Here is a 15,387-nt window from a genome sequence, read left to right as displayed (position 1 = left end):
CGACTAGCAATTTTACACTTAATTTGGATAACAGCAAAACAGCAAAAGTCAAATTCCTATTGCAGATTTTTCAGTTCAAAACAGTCTAATCGGAATACAAAAAATTACGGGTAATAAAATACTAGACCAAGTAGCAATTGAAAATGAATACCCCCAATTATTGGGGGTATTTTCAACTTGAAATTTTCTTCATGTCATCAACTACCGATTTAACGGCAAGCGGATAACCTGCTTTATGAGCGGCCATGGCAAGAAGATGCGCCGAGACCGGCGCTGTAAGGACAAAGAAGAAGAAACCGGCAAGCGCCCGCGCGAGCGTCGATATTTCCATGGAATGAATGCCGACCGCCAGAAGCAGCAGGCCGGAACCCACCGTTCCCGCCTTTGAAGCCGCATGCATGCGGGTATAGACATCCGGCAGCCGATTGAGCCCGATTGCCGCGATCAGCGAGAAAATGGCGCCCGAGAGCAGCAGCACTGAAACGAAAATAGTCACAACCCAATTCATCATCGTCGGCCCTTTCCCTTTCCGCCTACAACACCTTTTTTCATCGTTTTTTCAACGACTTCAGATGCCCTTTCACCGTCGAGAACCGTCGTCGGCCCGCGCCGCTCGTCCAGGCCCCGGGACAATACGAAGCGGGCGAAGGCCACCGTTGCCAGAAAACCGACCAGCCCGAGCGCGATGGCGATGTCGACATAAAGATTGAAGCCGGTGCGGATGGCGATGACCGCGATGAAGCCGATGGCGATGCCCACCAGCATGTCGAGCGCAACGATACGGTCCGGCAAGGTGGGGCCGACGACGACCCGATATACTGTCAGCAAAAAGGCCGCCGACAGAACAACCGATGCAAGTATAGTTGCAAATGAAACTGTCTGTTCTGGCGTCATATTTGAAACGCCTCCATGATCTTTTTTTCAAAGCCGTTGCGGATGTCGTTTTTCGTGGCCTCGACATCGCTGCAGTCGATCGCGTGCACGTAAAGCGTTTTTCTGTCCGCCGAAACATCGACCGAAAGCGTGCCCGGCGTGAGCGTGATGAGGTTGGCGAGCAGCGTGATCTGGAAATCCGTCGTCACCGTCAGCGGATAGGCGAAAATGCCGGGCTGCACGTCGAGCTTCGGCCGCGTCACCAGCATGGCGACCTTCCATGCGGAGAGCGCCAGCTCCTTGAAGAACAGCAGCACCAGCGACAGCATACGGGCGAACCTCAGCCAGTGGTTACGTCCGGCGGGAAGCTGGTGGCGGATGATGCCAAGCGCGAGCGTCGAAACGACGAGGGCGAACAGGATGTTTGCCAGACTGACGCTGCCCGTGACAGCGAGCCATACGGCGACGAAAAGCAGTTGTACGACATAGAGGCTCATGGTTTGCCCCCTTCGGAAAAGACCGAGTTGATATAGGCCCGCGGGTCACCGAGGCCTGCGGCCGCCTGCTGGCTGAGATTGAGCAGGCTTTCCGGAAACAGGCCGAAGAATACCACCAGCAACGTCAGACCCACCAGCGGCGTAAAAGACGGCGCTGCCGAGGGTGGCGCCTGCGGCAGGGACGACTGACCTGAGGATGCCGCCACCGGACGCCAGAAACACAAAAGGAAGATTCGCCCGAAAGCGATGGTGGCGATGAAGCCGGAGGCGAGGATGGAGCCGGCGAGCCACCACGCGCCGATATCGATCGCCGATTTGACCAGCACCGCCTTCGGCCAGAAGCCGGAAAAGGGCGGCAGGCCGGAACCGGCAAAGAACAGCGCCAGCGCCAGCGCCGAAAACCACGGAGCCTGCTGGTAAAGGCCCCTGAGTGAGGTGAGGCTGAAACCTCCGCCAAGGCGGGCGGCGTGGCCGGCGGCAAGATAGAGCGCCGTCATCAGCACCATGGAGTGCAGCGCGTAAAAAATTGCGCCGGACACACCGGAGGGCGTGCCGATGGCGATACCGGCCATCATGTAACCGATGCCCGAGATGACGATATAGCCAAGCATGCGGCGGATATCGTTCTGGGCGAGCGCGCCCATGGCCCCGAGCACCATGGTCAACGCCGCCGAGATGGCGATGACGATGCTGAGTTCTTCCCGTTCGACCGGAAACAGCATGACCATGACGCGCAGCAGCGAATAGATGCCGACCTTGGTGAGCAGGCCGCCGAACAGGGCGGACACGACGATGCGCGGCGTGTGATAGGAGGCCGGCAGCCAGAAATTCACCGGAAAGGCCGCGGCTTTCATGGCGAAGGCGAGCGCGAACAGGCTCGCAAGCGTCATCAGCGGCGCTGCGTCGCGCAGCGTCGTCGCCTTCCGGGCTATATCGGCCATGTTGAGCGTGCCGAAGATGGCGTAGAGATAACCGACCGTGATCAGGAACAGCGTCGTGCCGATGAGGTTCAGAATGGCGTATTTCAGCGCGCCGTCGATCTGCTCGCGCGTCGAGCCGAGCACGATGAGACCGAAGGACGAGATCAGCAGCACCTCGAACCAGACATAAAGATTGAAGATGTCGCCGGTCAGGAACGCGCCGGTGACACCGGCCATCAAAAGCATCAGGAAGGGATAAAAACCGTATCGCCTGCCGCTGGCATCGATATCCGCGCCAGCATGGATGGCGCCCGCAAGCGCCACGATGGCGGCCGCAAGCGACAGCAGCGCGCCCGTCAGGTCGGCGGTAAAGGCAATGCCGAAGGGCGGCAGCCAGCGGCCCATCACCATGGTGAACGGGCCTTCAGCGGCGACCTTCCACAAAAGCGCGGCGTCGAGCAGCACCAGCAGGAACAGCGCCGCTATGGCGACGGTCGCGTGGTGGCGGATGGCGTGGCGCATCATCATCAGCACCGCGCCTGCGCCAATGCAGAGCGCGATGGGAAGAATGATCAGCCAGTCGGTGAGCGGCACGGGCGTCGTGACGAGCGCTGCGGAAAGATCGGTGACTGCGGAAGTGGTGGAAGATGCCATGTTGTCTCAGCCTCGCCGCTCAATAACCGAGCGGCGGCATCGGCTCGCCTGCGGGTTCTGCGGTGCGCATTTCGTCCGTGTCGTCGGTCTGCAATTCCTGAAACGCACGCCAGGTCAGCACCAGAAGGAAACAGAAGAAAGAAAAGGAAATGACGATTGCCGTGAGGATGAGCGCCTGCGGCAGCGGATTGGCCGCACCCGGGGGCAGCGTGTCCATGCCGGGCGGAATGATCGGCGGCACTTCGCGCGTCAGCCTGCCCGCAGTGAACAGCAGGAGGTTCACTGCATTGCCGAGAATGGCGACGCCGAGCAGCATGCGGATGCTGTGACGCGACAGCATGAGGTAGATCGCCACCGAAAAGAAGATGCCGACGAGAATGGAGAAGACCGCTTCCATCAGTCGCTTTCCCTTTCTTCCAGCGCCAGTGCGATGGAGGTGATGGCGCCGACCACGACAAGATAGACACCGATATCGAAGGACATGACGGTGGATAGCGGAATTTCGACACCGAACAGGTTCGGATAGACCCACAGCCCGGTCATGAAGGGCACGCCGGCGGCCATGGAAACGAGGCCGGAAAGCATGGACAGCAACAGCCCCGCCCCGGCGATGGCGAGCGGATGAAACACGATGGCGCGCCGAACCGCGGTCACGCCATAGGCTATGCCGTAGATCGCCAGCGCCGAGACCGCAATCAGGCCGCCGATGAAACCGCCGCCCGGCTCATTATGGCCGCGCAGCAGCACGAAGATGGAAAACAGCACCATGAGGCTGGTGACAACGGGAGTGACGGTGCGCAGAATGAGCGTGTTCATACCCGCGCTCCTTTCTTCTTCGCGGTTCTGGCCGGTCCCTTGACGGCGGCTCCCTTGACGGCGGCGGCCGGACGGATGCGGATCAGCGCAAGGATGGCAAGGCCCGTTATCATCACGACGGCGATTTCACCGAGCGTATCCGTGCCGCGGAAGTCGACGATGATGACGTTGACCACATTGGCGCCGTGGGCGATGGCCTTGGAATAGGTGTTGTAGAAGTCCGTCAGGCGGTTGTCGAAGCTCGCCTGCGTCGCGCGCATCAGGAACAAAGCGAAGCCGGTTCCGCAGGCGATGGCGATGGTGCCGTCCATCAGCTTCTGGCCAAGGCCGCGATGGTCTGACGGCGACAGGCGAAGCCGCGTCATGACAAGCGTCAGAATGACCACCGAAAGCGTCTCGACCATGAATTGCGTGAAGGAGAGATCAGGCGCGCCGAACAGCAGGAAAATGACCGCCACCGCAAAGCCCTGAATGCCGAGCGCGATGATGGCGGTGAGCCGGCTCGACGCCGTCGGCACCGCGATGAGGCCCGCCACGGCAATGACGATGAAGGTGAGTTCATGGACCTGCATATCGTGCGGCCATGACGGCATGGACGGCAACTCCCCATAAAGGAACAGCGGCACAAGCAGCACGGCGGCGATGACGGCGAAAGTGGCGGTAACGTAAAACTCCAGCCTACCCGGCTGAATGAGCCGGGTGATGTGGAACGAGACTTTCACCAGCATGTCGATGAAAACGTCAAAGCCCCTGTCCGGCCCCGCCCCCAACGCCTTGAAGGTGCGGTCGATCAGCCCACGGGCGGTGGAAAGCTGCGCATAGAGAGCAATGCCGAGCGCAATCGTCAGCAGCGACAGGCCGAGCGGCACGCCAATATGCGGGATGAGCGAGATTTCCACCGGGCGCGCTTCACCGGCGATGGCGCTCGCCATCGGCGTGGAGACATAGAAGTGCGCGACGCCGGAAAAGAGCGCGATCGTCAGCCCCTTCAGCGCCAGAAGCGCCGGTCCTAGCCAGAGCAACAGCGGGCCTTCATGCGCGTGTTTCGGGGTCTTCACCGGCTTGCCGAGAAAGGGTTTCAGCGCCACCGCGAAGGCGACGGCGAACATCAGCGCGTTGCCGAGGATGGCGATGCCGGTGAACAGCACGGCCCGCGGATTGCCATGCGCCAGCGCGTAATAGATCTCTTCCTTGGCGAGAAACCCGAAAAAGGGCGGCAGGCCGGCCATGGAAATCGCAGCCGCCAGCGCCGCTGTAAAGGTGATCGGCATGGCTTTTCGCAGGCCGCCGAGCTTCGTGACGTCGCGGGTGCCGGTCTCATGGTCGATGATGCCGGCGACCATGAACAGCGCGCCCTTGAACAGCGAATGCGCCACCAGATAAAGCACCGCCGCCTCGATGGCATGGGCGGAACCAAAGCCCGTCAGCATGACCAAAAGGCCGAGCGACGACACCGTGGTATAGGCGAGCATCAGCTTGAGATCGGTCTGGCGCACGGCCAGCAGCGCGCCGATAAGCATGGTCAGCCCGCCGAAGAAAGGCAGCAGGATCTGCCAGGCGGCGGTATCGCCGAGCACCGGGTTGAGCCGCATCAAGAGATAGACGCCCGCCTTCACCATGGTCGCCGAGTGCAGATAGGCCGAAACCGGAGTGGGCGCTTCCATGGCGTTGGGCAGCCAGAAATGGAAGGGAAACTGCGCCGATTTGGTGAAGGCCCCGCCGAGAACCAGAAGCAGCGCCGCCAGATAAAACGGGCTGTCGCGCAAGACATCGCCGCCGCGCACCAGCATCGACAATTGCGTCATGCCGCTGATGTCCCAGATGAAGATCAGCCCTGCGAGCAGCAGGAGACCGCCGCCGCCCGTCACCACCAGCGCCTGCAACGCGGCGCGGCGCGAGGCGGCGCGCTCATGATCGAAGCCGATCAGCAGGAAAGAGGTGATGGAGGTGAGTTCCCAGAAGACGAACAGCATCAGCAGGCTGTCGGAAACGACGACGCCCAGCATCGCGCCCATGAAGAGCAGCAGGAAGGACAGGAACCGGCCCTGCTGCGGATGGCCCTTCATATAACCACCCGCATAGAGCACGATCAGCAGGCCGATGCCGGTGATCAGCAACGCGAAAGTCAGCGACAGGCCGTCGATGAACCAGGAAAAGCTGAGATTGAAGCTCGGCACCCAGGCATAACCGCCTGTCACCACCCCGCCTGCCGCGATCTGCGGCAGCATCAGCGCGAAATGCGCAAAGGCGAGAGCAGGCGCAATCGCCAGAACCCATGCCGCGTTGTGGCCAAACCGTTTCACCAGGGCCGGCGCAGCGAGCGCTGCCAGAAACGGCAGAAAAAGCGATAGGAATGTCAGCGGCGTGACATCGGATGTCATTCACGTCTCCCGGGATATACCCCATCCCTGCGCGCCAATAAATGGCGTTCTTCTTTCAAATCGATTTTCCAGTTAAGGCATAGACACGCCCTTCTCAACCCAAATCGGTACTCCCGTCCCATAACGAACGCGTTATGACGTCGTTCCCCTTTCAATCGGCGGCGGCGATGACTATCTGAGACGCAAAGAAAGGATCATTCCATGAGCGATCTGACATCCCCCAAGATCAAAAAGACCGATGCCGAATGGCGTGAGCAGCTGACGCCGGAACAATATCGCATCCTGCGCGAACACGGCACCGAGCGCGCCTTCACCGGGCCCTATTGGGATACATTCCAGAAGGGCCTCTATCGCTGCGCGGCCTGCGACGAGCCGCTGTTCCTCTCCGATACGAAATTCGATGCCGGCTGCGGCTGGCCGAGCTATTTCGAGCCGGTAAAAGCGGGCGCGGTGACGGAACATCGCGACGCCAGCCACGGCATGGTGCGCACGGAAATCCGTTGCGCCAATTGCGGCGGCCATCTTGGCCACGTCTTCCCGGACGGCCCGAAGCCCACCGGCCTGCGTTATTGCATCAACGGCCATTCGATGGTGTTCGAGCCGGTTTGAGCGGCAAGACCGTGCCGCGAGTTTCTTCTCCCCGCCGGGGAGAAGATGGCCCGAAGGGTCAGATGAGGGGGTAACGTTGCCGTATTTCGGGGAGCTCGCCCCCTCATCCCGCTGCCGCGGACTTCTCCCCGGCGGGGAGAAGAAACAAGCGGCATAAGCCCGATCCAGAGGTGGCCTTCAGCTTTCAGCCCAGCTTCAGTTCCATACACGTCAAATCCAGCCAGCGTCCGAACTTGGTGCCGACTTCCGAGAACCGGCCGACGACCCGGAAGCCGAGGCTTTCATGCAGGCGGATGGAGGCGATGTTTTCCGCCTCGATGGCGGCGATCAGCACATGCACGTCGTTGCCGCTCGCATGATCGATCAACGCCTGCATCAGCTTTTTGCCGATGCCGTGGCCGCGCGCATCCTTGTGCACATAAACCGAATGTTCGCGGGTGTGGCGATAGCCGTCAAAGGCGCGCCAGTCGCCATAGGATGCATAACCGGCAACCTTGCCGTCGTGAATGGCGACGATGACCGGAAAACCGCGAGACGTGCGGGCGGCGAACCATTCTTTCCGGTTATCCAGATCGACCACGACCTCATTCCAGATCGCGGTCGTGTTCACCACCGCATCGTTGTAGATCTCCATGATGCCGGAGAGATCGTCCACGGTCGCGTCGCGCAGTTCCACGGTCATTGTTGCTTCGCCCTCATATGTCTAGATGAGCGGCTGCAAAAGACGGCTGCTCCTCTGACGAGCCTTAAGGGATGACGCCGCGCAATGTCCAGCGCGTTGCTTACCCCGTCAAAAAAAGGGCGTCAGGACGCCATCGGGACGAGGCTGAAGGCGGTGACAACGGCGAAATAATGGACGGCGGCTGCCGAGACGACGAAACCGTGCCAGATGGCATTCTGGAAGCGCAGCTTTTCCCAGACATGGAAAATCACGCCGAGCGAATAGATGACGCCGCCGGCGACGATGAGCCAGAGCGTGACGGGGGCGAGGTGCGACGACAAAGGTTCCACCACCATGATGCCGCTCCAGCCCATGGCAAGATAGAGACCAATGGCGACCCGGTCGTAGCGGCCGGGAAACAGGCATTTGAGGAGGATGCCGCAGATGGCGGCAAGCCAGATCAGCCCCAGCATGACGGCGATCAGCGGATCGTGGATGCCGCGCATCAGGAATGGCGTGTAGGTGGCGGCTATGAGGATGAAGATTGCCGAGTGATCCAGCCGGCGCAGGAACCATTTTACCCTTGAGTGCGGCCAGATATTATAGGTGAAGGACACGGAGAGGCAGGCGACAAGTCCGAGACCGTAAATCCACGCGGCGGCGATCGCGCTGAGCGTCCCCCAGGCGGTCGCGTAGAAAATCAGCGCCGTGGCGCCGATAAGCGCAAACACGATGCCGACACCATGGACGATGCCATCGGCGACAATCTCGTGAAAATCATATTGGCGTCCGAACCGCCATAAATCGCTCATAGTCCAATCCCGTCTGCGTGCTTTCATCAAAGCATGGAGACAATATTAGACAGGAACAAGACAGCGGCCGGTTAACGGCGATCAAATTGCGTTCGGCGTTGTTGCGAAAGGAGAGGTCTTGTTTCGGCCTGTACCGGTGTAGCGAGCGACCGCCGCTTGTTTCTTCTCCCCGCCGGGGAGAAGGTCGCGGCAGCGGGATGAGGGGGCGAGGGTAGAGATATCCGGAGAGCTTGCCCCCTCATCCGACCCTTCGGGCCACCTTCTCCCCGGCGGGGAGAAGAAACCTGCCGTGATGTCGTACCACGCAATAATCCTTTTTAGCCGCAATCACAAAGCCGCAGCGCATTCCTGGCAGAACGGCGTGTATGGCACCGCCTTCAGCCGATCCTCCGAAATCTTCTTGCCGCATTTGACGCAGGTGCCGAAGGTGCCGCTGGCGATACGGTCGAGGGCTGCGTCGATGGCGCGCAGCTCGTCCTGACCCACCTGCCCCAGTTCGTCCAGCACCTCGTCATTGCTGCGTTCGGTGGCGCGATCCTCGTCGTCGGGATTGCGAGGCTCTTCGAAATCGGCCTCGATTTTGTGCAGGCGGCGATAAAGCTCGCGCTGGCGGTCTCGCAGGATTTTCTCGTAAGTTTCGACATTCATGTTTTTTCCTCCAGCCGATCTTCTTGCATCGTCGCATTTCCAGACGGAAAACCCGCCCGCACCCCTGAAATGTCAGGCTTTCATCGGTCGACCAGCACCGAGCATTTGGCGTGGCGCACCACGCGGTCGGCGGTGGCGCCGATGAAATAATTGCTGAAATCCGGCGTGTGCGACGCGATGATGATGAGGTCGGCCTTGTGTTCCTCGGCGGCGGCGATGATTTCGCGCGCGGGCGCGCCGCTTCGGATTTCCTGGCTGCCCTTGAAACCGGCCCTGCTCTTGATGTCCGAAAGCCTGGTCTTGGCGTCCTTGATGGCGTTTTCGATCAGGTCGACCGGCAGGTCGATCGCCATATAGCCCGGCAGCTCCTCGACAACGTTGATGAGAACGATCTCGCCATCGGGATCCAGAAGCGCCTTGGCCTTTTCGAGAATCTTTTCGCCCTTGTCGGTGGCGCTGAGGTCTACCGGTACGATGATCTTCTTGTACATGGCTGTCTCCTTTGGCTTGATCCGCCGTTTGGCGTGTCGGACTAGGCTTATATTCCCCGTTGGCACGGCCTTCACCTTGATCGAAGTCAAAGCCGGAGCCAGGCCGGAACGGGGCATTGTCAACGAATAGTGGACGGTCAATCGCCAGACGACGATCTTTGCTGAACGACGAAACCAGCCCATATTTGCCTTCGACAAACGCCGCAAAGCGGCGTCGGCCGATAATTTCGGCGACCGATCCGCCCCAGGGCGCTTCGGATTCAATATGGAGATCATGATGAGTGAAATCAAACAATTCGCCCTGACGCGGCCGGCCTATGTCGGCCAGGCGCATCTCGTCGTTCACGATCTGCCGCGCGTTTCGGATTTTTACCGGAAGATCATCGGTCTTTCCGTTCTTGAAAACAACCCGAGCGGCGAAGTGCTGGGTGTCGGCGGCCAGCCGCTGCTCACACTTTCCACCTCCGGCACGACGCAACGCGCGCCGCGCAACGCCGCGGGCCTGTTCCACACCGCCTTCCTGATGCCGAGCCGGAACGATCTGGCCCATTGGCTGGCGCATGCCGCCCATAACAATGTCCAGTTTCAGGGCGCGTCCGACCATCTGGTCAGCGAGGCGATCTATCTTGCCGACCCGGAAGGCAACGGCATAGAAGTCTACCGCGACCGTTCGCCGGACGAATGGACCTACCAGCAGGACGGCACGGTGGAAATGGCCACCCTCGGCCTCAACCTTCAGGCGCTTTACGACAGCGCGCCGAAGACGGCCTTTACCGGTGCGGCGGCAGGAACAGCCATCGGCCATATCCATCTGCAGGTGGGCAATATTCCGCAGGCGGATGAATTTTATCAGGATGTGCTGGGGCTGAAGATCATGGCGCGTTATCCCGGCGCGAGCTTCTTCGGGTCGGGCGCCTATCACCACCACGTCGCCGCCAATATCTGGAACAGCCGGGGTGCGGCCGCCCGCAAGGACAATATGACCGGTCTTTCCGGCTATTCGCTGACCTTTAACGAGCCGGCTGCGCTTGAGACGGCGATTGCCGCGCTCGACCGGCTGGAAATCGCCACAGAGCGGCAAAGCGACGGCATTGCGCTGAAGGATCCGTGGGGCATCGGGCTGAAGCTTTCCGCATAAACACAACAGGGGCGGCAGAAATTTGTGCCGCCCCGGAACCGCCGGATTTGTCGGACGTTAGCCACCTTATTGGGGGATAGTTCGATGAATGAGAACGCTAAGCCGGATCTCGCCGACACTGCGGCCTTGCTGCTGGACAAGGCCGATCCACTTGCGACACCGGCTTCGGTTTCGCAGCGCGATGACGCGCGCAGCCAGCAACCGCTCGGACGAGAGGCGCTTGATGTCTTCGTTGCCTGGTCGATCATCGGCATTTTCCTGATCGTGTCCATGGCGGTCATCCATGAATTGTCGATGATCCTGATGCCTGTTGTGATGGCGGTTGTCGTCGGTATGATCCTCGGCGTCTCGGCCGAGAAACTGGCCTCCTACGGCATACCGGGCGCAGGCGTCGCCATCATCCTGTCCACACTCGTCGCCGCCGTCATTTTCTTCGTGGTCAATTCGCTGGTGGACCCGGTCTCCCAACTGGCATCGGAGGGCCCAGCCCTGATCGAGCGGACCATTGATCGCTTCTTGCCCTATTTCGAAAATATGAGGTGGCTGAATATTTCTGCGGCCACCTTCAGCATGGGCTCCATGTCAATGGAATCGCTGCTGTCGCGTAGCGGCGAAATCATCTCGTTGCTTGGCGCGAACGTGACGCCCGCGATCGTGCAGGGGCTGATCTTCCTTGCGGCGCTCCTGATGTTTCTCTACAGCCGCCTGCGGCTGCGCAAGGCCCTCATCATGGCCTTCCCGGCGCGCCATCAGCGACTTAGAACCATCCGCATCATCGGCTCGGTGGAAAAAGTGCTCGGCACCTATTTTGCCACGGCGAGCCTGATCTACGCCGCGCTTGGCGTCACCATGATCGTGATCGCTTATCTCGGAGGCCTCTCCATGCCGCTATTGTGGGGTCTTTTTGCCTTCCTTTCGAGCTTCGTGCCGTTTCTCGGCATTACCCTCATGACCATATCGCTCACCGTCGCCGGCATCATCACCCATGACAACATGGTCCTCGCGCTGCTGCCGGCAGGCGCCTTCTTCACCATTCACCTGTTGATGGAGAACCTCGCCTTCCCGGCTGTCGTCGGCCGTAACATGGAAATCAATCCCTTCCTGGTCTTCGTGATGATCATCTTCTGGACGTGGATGTGGGGGGCGGCCGGCGCGATGCTCGCCCTGCCGCTATCGTTGATCGCCATGACGGTGACACGCGAACTCTTCCCCACCCGCCGGGTGGTGCCGAACCTGCCCGACTAGCCTCTTCTTCGGCGCCATCAGGAGGCGAGCGGAACTTTTTGCACGCCGCGGAGCGTCTGCGCCATGCGGCGCTCGTGCTCGATCAGCCATTTCTTGCGCCACAGCCCGCCGCCATAGCCAGTCAGGCTGCCATCGGCGCCCAGCACACGGTGGCACGGCACAACAATGGCGATCTGGTTCGCGCCATTGGCACGCGCGACCGCACGTACGGCGGATGACCTGTCCATGGCGGTTGCGAGCGAGGAATAGCTGACGATCTCGCCCGCCGGGATTTCCCGCAGGTTGCGCCAGACATCGCGCTCGAAAGGTGTACCATGGCCGGCAAGACGCGTTTTGAAGGCAGCCGAATGACCGGCGAAATAGGCCTTGAGTTCCGCTTCGATCTGGCCGGTCACGGCCGTCCGGCCAAGCACCATATCCGCGCCGGTGCGCGTCTTCAGCCGCTTCAATTCGGCGGCGAGCGCCGGCCGGTCGGCAAATTCGAGGAGATGCAGGGCGTGATCGTCAGCGACGGCGAGCATCGGGCCGATCGGCGTATCGATCCAGTCGCCCTTCAAGAACCCCTTGCCTTTCATCGCGACGGGCGAAGAGCCGAAGAACTGGTTGATGGCGGCGCGGAAGCCGCTGCCGGATTCATAACCGGCATCGATCTGGGCGCCTATCACCGCTTCGCCGGAAGCGAGGCTCTCCGCCGCACCGCCCACCCGCCGCAATCTGGCGATTTCCAGAAAGCTCATGCCGAAACGGCGCTTGAAGGTGCGGCGCACGGTGGAAGGATCATGGCCGAGCGCCACCACATCCTCCTCGCGCCAGCGCCGCGCCGGGTCGCTTTCCAACGCCGTCAGCAGCGACGTCACGGTCTCGTCGGCGGAGCCATAGGACAGCATCGGCTTGCAGCGCTTGCAGGGACGGAAACCCGCCTCCAGACATTCGGCGATGGTCTCGCGGAACCGGCAGTTTTCGATCTTCGGCTTTCGCGCCGTGCAGGTGAAGCGGCAGAAAATCTTCGTCGACGTCACACACACATAGGCCACGCCCTCATAGGCGGGGTCCTTGTTCACAAGGGCGGAATAGAGCGTTTCGGTATCGGGGCGTTTGAACAGCATCATGGGGAGGATGCTAGCGCAAATTTTTGACCCGCGCCGCCGAAAAACAGGCATGGATGTGGAAGGATGTATCTTCATCCTTCAGCCCTGACGACGGCTGCTTTCAGTGAGGTGAGCCGGTGCGGCATATTTCTTCTCCCCGCCGGGGAGAAGGTGGCGCGCAGCGCCGGATGAGGGGGCGACGGTGGAAAAATGCGGGGAGCTTGCCCCCTCATCTGCCCTTCGGGCATCTTCTCCCCGGCGGGGAGAAGAAACGGGCGGCGACCTTGCGGATCAATTCACAGGCGGTGCGAAGGACGGGTCGTCCAGCCGTGAAAAAATCACGCCGCGCGCCTTCAGCGCCAGAAGCCCTTTCACCACGCCCTCGCCCGCCTCATGGGTGGGCTGGTTGATGTGGGAGATGATGACATCGCCATCTTTTGCCGAAGCGATGTGTTTCGCCGTCATGGCTGCACCCAGCAGCGAGCCGCCATCGCCATTGATGGAATAACCGGCCACCCGCATGCCCAGCCGGTTGATGGTGGCCATGGAGGAGTTGGTATATTTGGCCGTCGCACCGCGGAACCATTGCGGCTGGAGGCCGGTGGCGGCGACGATGGCCTGACGGCCGCCCCCCACCTCCTGCTCGACCGCCGCTTCGGAGCCGGCGGCGGCGATGCCGTAGATGGAAACCGGCTTGTCCACTGCCGGCACATGATTCTCGCCGTGATTTTCAATCTCGAACAAATCCGGATGCGCCATGAGCACGGCCAGCGCCTCGCCATTATGCTTCAGCCAGCGGGCGGTGACGAAGATCGTCGCGGGAATGCGCTCCCTCACCAGCGTATCGAGGATGCGGTGGTCGGTCTTGCCCATGCAGGCGTCCAGCGTCATCGCCACCCGCACCTTGCCGTCATGCTGCGGCGACATTTTCAGCGACGGCTCGACAAGGCCGGTTCCCGCAAAGGCGACGGATGAGGCGGAGAAAAACAGGGTGGCGATGAAGAGGCGACGCAGCATTTTGTGTTCCGGAGTGTGAAGAGCTGGCAATCCGCCCGCAAAGCGCCCGAATTAAGGCGCGGTTTCCAGCGCAGACAGCGCCTCCAGCGCCTCTTCCACCCGCTGGCGTTCGGCGCTGGTGAGCGGCAAGATCGGCCGGGGCGGTTCGCTCACCGTCAGCGTCAGCATGTTGGCGGCGGCGTAAACCACGCGAATGCTGCCGAATTCCTTAAACAGCGTCCAGAGCGGCTGGAAGGCCACTTCGATCCGCTTGACCTCTTCCGCATTGCCGGCCTGAGCCGCCCGCATCAGCCGCAGGGCTGGAACCGGCAGCAGGCCGGCGACCACGCTGTACCAGGCGTCGCCGCCGGCAAGCGTGGCGTCAGCGCAGCCCCAGTCGCCGCTGTAACCGATGGCGAAATCTTGCCCCAGCTTCGGGCGCAGCCGCGCAAGCTCGCCAGCATAATCGGAATCGACCGGCAGCGGCATCTTGATGGCGCGGATATTGGGGATATAGGCAAGCCGCACCAGAAGCTCGTCGCTGAAGGTGAAGCGCGTGGTCGTCGGATTGTTGTAGATGGCGAGCGGCAGCGCCGTCGCACCCGCCACGGCGGCGAAATGGTGATAGGCCTCTTCCTGCGTCAGCGGCGTGTAGGACACGGGCGCCAGCAGCAACGCATCAGCGCCAGCGGCTTCCGCATCCTTTGCCAGCGCCACGGCGTCATCGGTGCGCAAGGCGCCGACGCCTGCCATCAATATGCGCTTGCCCTTGAGGATGCCGGCGGCCGCTTCGATGGCACGGCGCCTCTCCTCACGCGTGAGATACATGTAGATGCCGGTGCTGCCGAGAATACCGACGGAATCGACCGCCGCCGCATCCAGCCGCTCGATCAGGGCGCAGAAGGCCTCGACATCGACCCGCCCGGCCTCATCGGCGGGCGTGATCGGAAAAGCAGAAAGCCCCTTGAATCGTCTCGCCATGTCTATGTCCCCTCACTTCGATCGGAAGTCAGGGTTACAGAGCCGGCCGCACGGCCGCAACAAAAGCGGCGGTTAAAGGCTGACCTGAAATCGAAAAATTCCGTGCTCAGTCATAAAGATACAACTTCTTCCACTGCTGTTCGGGAATTTTGTCGCCCACACGGTAGTCGAAGGACTGGATGCTGAGACTGTCGCTCTTGAGCTGGCACTTATATTTCAGCTTGTACCATTCGCCCGCACTCCTGAAGACTGCGCCGGGCGCCTTGATGGAGTTCTTGCCCACTTCCGGATCGCCGAAAGTATAGGCGATGACCTTGTCGGGTTTCATGCCCTTCTGCTCCGTTGCGATGCGCTCCATCGCCTCGATATCGCAGCGCTGTTCCAGCCGCTCCTCGGGGGCCAGCGCGTTCAACTGCCGCATGACGCTGGCATCGATCGCAAAAGCGGGGGTGAAGGTCTGCAAGCCAAGGAAAAAGGCAGAAAGGGCAGCGGGAAGAAGCTTTCGCATGGGGTCCTGTCAGTTTTTTCGTTTGTTCTTGTGGTGGGCGGCAGGCCGGGCAGCCTGCATCCATCATCG

General features: G+C 61.1%; 18 protein-coding genes. 3 read left to right on the top strand and 15 right to left on the bottom strand.

What is annotated here, in order from left to right; genetic code table 11:
- Positions 1-172: 172 nt before the first annotated feature.
- The 7 genes from mnhG to O9X91_RS21300 are packed head-to-tail and all read right to left on the bottom strand — an operon-like array spanning position 173 to position 6,141.
- On the bottom strand, positions 173-511 hold the full coding sequence (gene mnhG / locus O9X91_RS21330; RefSeq protein WP_077982701.1) for a monovalent cation/H(+) antiporter subunit G: 339 nt from the start codon (positions 509-511) through the stop codon (positions 173-175).
- Positions 508-894 carry a cation:proton antiporter gene (locus O9X91_RS21325; RefSeq protein ID WP_137409957.1) on the bottom strand — a complete coding sequence of 129 codons (387 nt, stop codon included), beginning with the start codon at positions 892-894 and terminating at the stop codon, positions 508-510. Before O9X91_RS21325 ends, mnhG begins: the two co-directional genes overlap by 4 nt.
- Positions 891-1,370, bottom strand: coding sequence for a Na+/H+ antiporter subunit E (locus O9X91_RS21320; protein WP_077982703.1), 480 nt, complete (start codon positions 1,368-1,370; stop codon positions 891-893). Before O9X91_RS21320 ends, O9X91_RS21325 begins: the two co-directional genes overlap by 4 nt.
- Positions 1,367-2,944 carry a Na+/H+ antiporter subunit D gene (locus O9X91_RS21315; RefSeq protein WP_077982704.1) on the bottom strand — a complete coding sequence of 526 codons (1,578 nt, stop codon included), beginning with the start codon at positions 2,942-2,944 and terminating at the stop codon, positions 1,367-1,369. Before O9X91_RS21315 ends, O9X91_RS21320 begins: the two co-directional genes overlap by 4 nt.
- A 19-nt stretch (positions 2,945-2,963) precedes the next feature.
- Positions 2,964-3,341: a Na+/H+ antiporter subunit C gene (locus O9X91_RS21310; RefSeq protein WP_077982705.1), complete on the bottom strand. Its 378-nt coding sequence runs from the start codon at positions 3,339-3,341 to the stop codon at positions 2,964-2,966.
- Positions 3,341-3,760 carry a Na(+)/H(+) antiporter subunit B gene (locus tag O9X91_RS21305; protein ID WP_269833754.1) on the bottom strand — a complete coding sequence of 140 codons (420 nt, stop codon included), beginning with the start codon at positions 3,758-3,760 and terminating at the stop codon, positions 3,341-3,343. The genes O9X91_RS21310 and O9X91_RS21305 overlap by 1 nt, the downstream gene beginning before the upstream one ends.
- Complete coding sequence (locus tag O9X91_RS21300) at positions 3,757-6,141, bottom strand: putative monovalent cation/H+ antiporter subunit A (RefSeq protein WP_142912420.1); 2,385 nt, start codon at positions 6,139-6,141, stop codon at positions 3,757-3,759. Before O9X91_RS21300 ends, O9X91_RS21305 begins: the two co-directional genes overlap by 4 nt.
- 201 nt (positions 6,142-6,342) lie before the next feature.
- On the opposite strand from O9X91_RS21300, the gene msrB reads away from it, so the two are divergent.
- On the top strand, positions 6,343-6,750 hold the full coding sequence (msrB, locus tag O9X91_RS21295) for a peptide-methionine (R)-S-oxide reductase MsrB (RefSeq protein ID WP_269833753.1): 408 nt from the start codon (positions 6,343-6,345) through the stop codon (positions 6,748-6,750).
- Between the two features lie 184 nt (positions 6,751-6,934).
- On the opposite strand, the gene O9X91_RS21290 is transcribed toward msrB, so the two are convergent.
- From O9X91_RS21290 to O9X91_RS21275, 4 genes are all read right to left on the bottom strand, one after another.
- The gene (locus O9X91_RS21290; protein WP_269833752.1) at positions 6,935-7,432 is read right to left on the bottom strand and encodes a GNAT family N-acetyltransferase; all 498 of its coding nucleotides are present in this window, start codon (positions 7,430-7,432) and stop codon (positions 6,935-6,937) included.
- Between the two features lie 122 nt (positions 7,433-7,554).
- Entirely contained in the window at positions 7,555-8,223 is a 669-nt protein-coding gene (trhA, locus tag O9X91_RS21285; RefSeq protein ID WP_173988408.1) for a PAQR family membrane homeostasis protein TrhA, read from the bottom strand.
- 327 nt (positions 8,224-8,550) lie between these two features.
- Positions 8,551-8,871, bottom strand: coding sequence for a TraR/DksA family transcriptional regulator (locus O9X91_RS21280; protein WP_077982711.1), 321 nt, complete (start codon positions 8,869-8,871; stop codon positions 8,551-8,553).
- Positions 8,872-8,951: 80 nt separating this feature from the next.
- The gene (locus O9X91_RS21275) at positions 8,952-9,362 is read right to left on the bottom strand and encodes a universal stress protein (protein WP_269833751.1); all 411 of its coding nucleotides are present in this window, start codon (positions 9,360-9,362) and stop codon (positions 8,952-8,954) included.
- 277 nt (positions 9,363-9,639) lie between these two features.
- Here O9X91_RS21275 and O9X91_RS21270 point away from each other — a divergent pair, with 277 nt between their 5' ends.
- Positions 9,640-10,500 (top strand): VOC family protein, encoded by an 861-nt coding sequence (locus tag O9X91_RS21270; RefSeq protein ID WP_269833750.1) that lies wholly within the window; start codon positions 9,640-9,642, stop codon positions 10,498-10,500.
- An 84-nt stretch (positions 10,501-10,584) separates the two neighbouring features.
- Positions 10,585-11,745, top strand: coding sequence for an AI-2E family transporter (locus O9X91_RS21265; RefSeq protein ID WP_077982713.1), 1,161 nt, complete (start codon positions 10,585-10,587; stop codon positions 11,743-11,745).
- 17 nt (positions 11,746-11,762) lie between these two features.
- On the opposite strand, the gene O9X91_RS21260 is transcribed toward O9X91_RS21265, so the two are convergent.
- The 4 genes from O9X91_RS21260 to O9X91_RS21245 all read right to left on the bottom strand — a co-directional run bounded on the left by O9X91_RS21260 (position 11,763) and on the right by O9X91_RS21245 (position 15,318).
- The gene (locus tag O9X91_RS21260) at positions 11,763-12,854 is read right to left on the bottom strand and encodes a bifunctional transcriptional activator/DNA repair enzyme AdaA (RefSeq protein WP_165691181.1); all 1,092 of its coding nucleotides are present in this window, start codon (positions 12,852-12,854) and stop codon (positions 11,763-11,765) included.
- Between the two features lie 270 nt (positions 12,855-13,124).
- On the bottom strand, positions 13,125-13,850 hold the full coding sequence (locus O9X91_RS21255; RefSeq protein ID WP_269833749.1) for a polysaccharide deacetylase family protein: 726 nt from the start codon (positions 13,848-13,850) through the stop codon (positions 13,125-13,127).
- Positions 13,851-13,901: 51 nt separating this feature from the next.
- The gene (locus O9X91_RS21250; protein ID WP_269833748.1) at positions 13,902-14,810 is read right to left on the bottom strand and encodes a dihydrodipicolinate synthase family protein; all 909 of its coding nucleotides are present in this window, start codon (positions 14,808-14,810) and stop codon (positions 13,902-13,904) included.
- A gap of 106 nt (positions 14,811-14,916) precedes the next feature.
- Positions 14,917-15,318, bottom strand: coding sequence for a DUF930 domain-containing protein (locus O9X91_RS21245; protein ID WP_077982716.1), 402 nt, complete (start codon positions 15,316-15,318; stop codon positions 14,917-14,919).
- Between the last annotated feature and the right edge of the window lie 69 nt (positions 15,319-15,387).

This window comes from Agrobacterium salinitolerans, assembly GCF_027498475.1.
GTDB lineage: Bacteria > Pseudomonadota > Alphaproteobacteria > Rhizobiales > Rhizobiaceae > Agrobacterium > Agrobacterium salinitolerans.
Note: the sequence above shows the minus strand (reverse complement) of the source record. Positions and strands in the feature narration are given on the sequence as shown.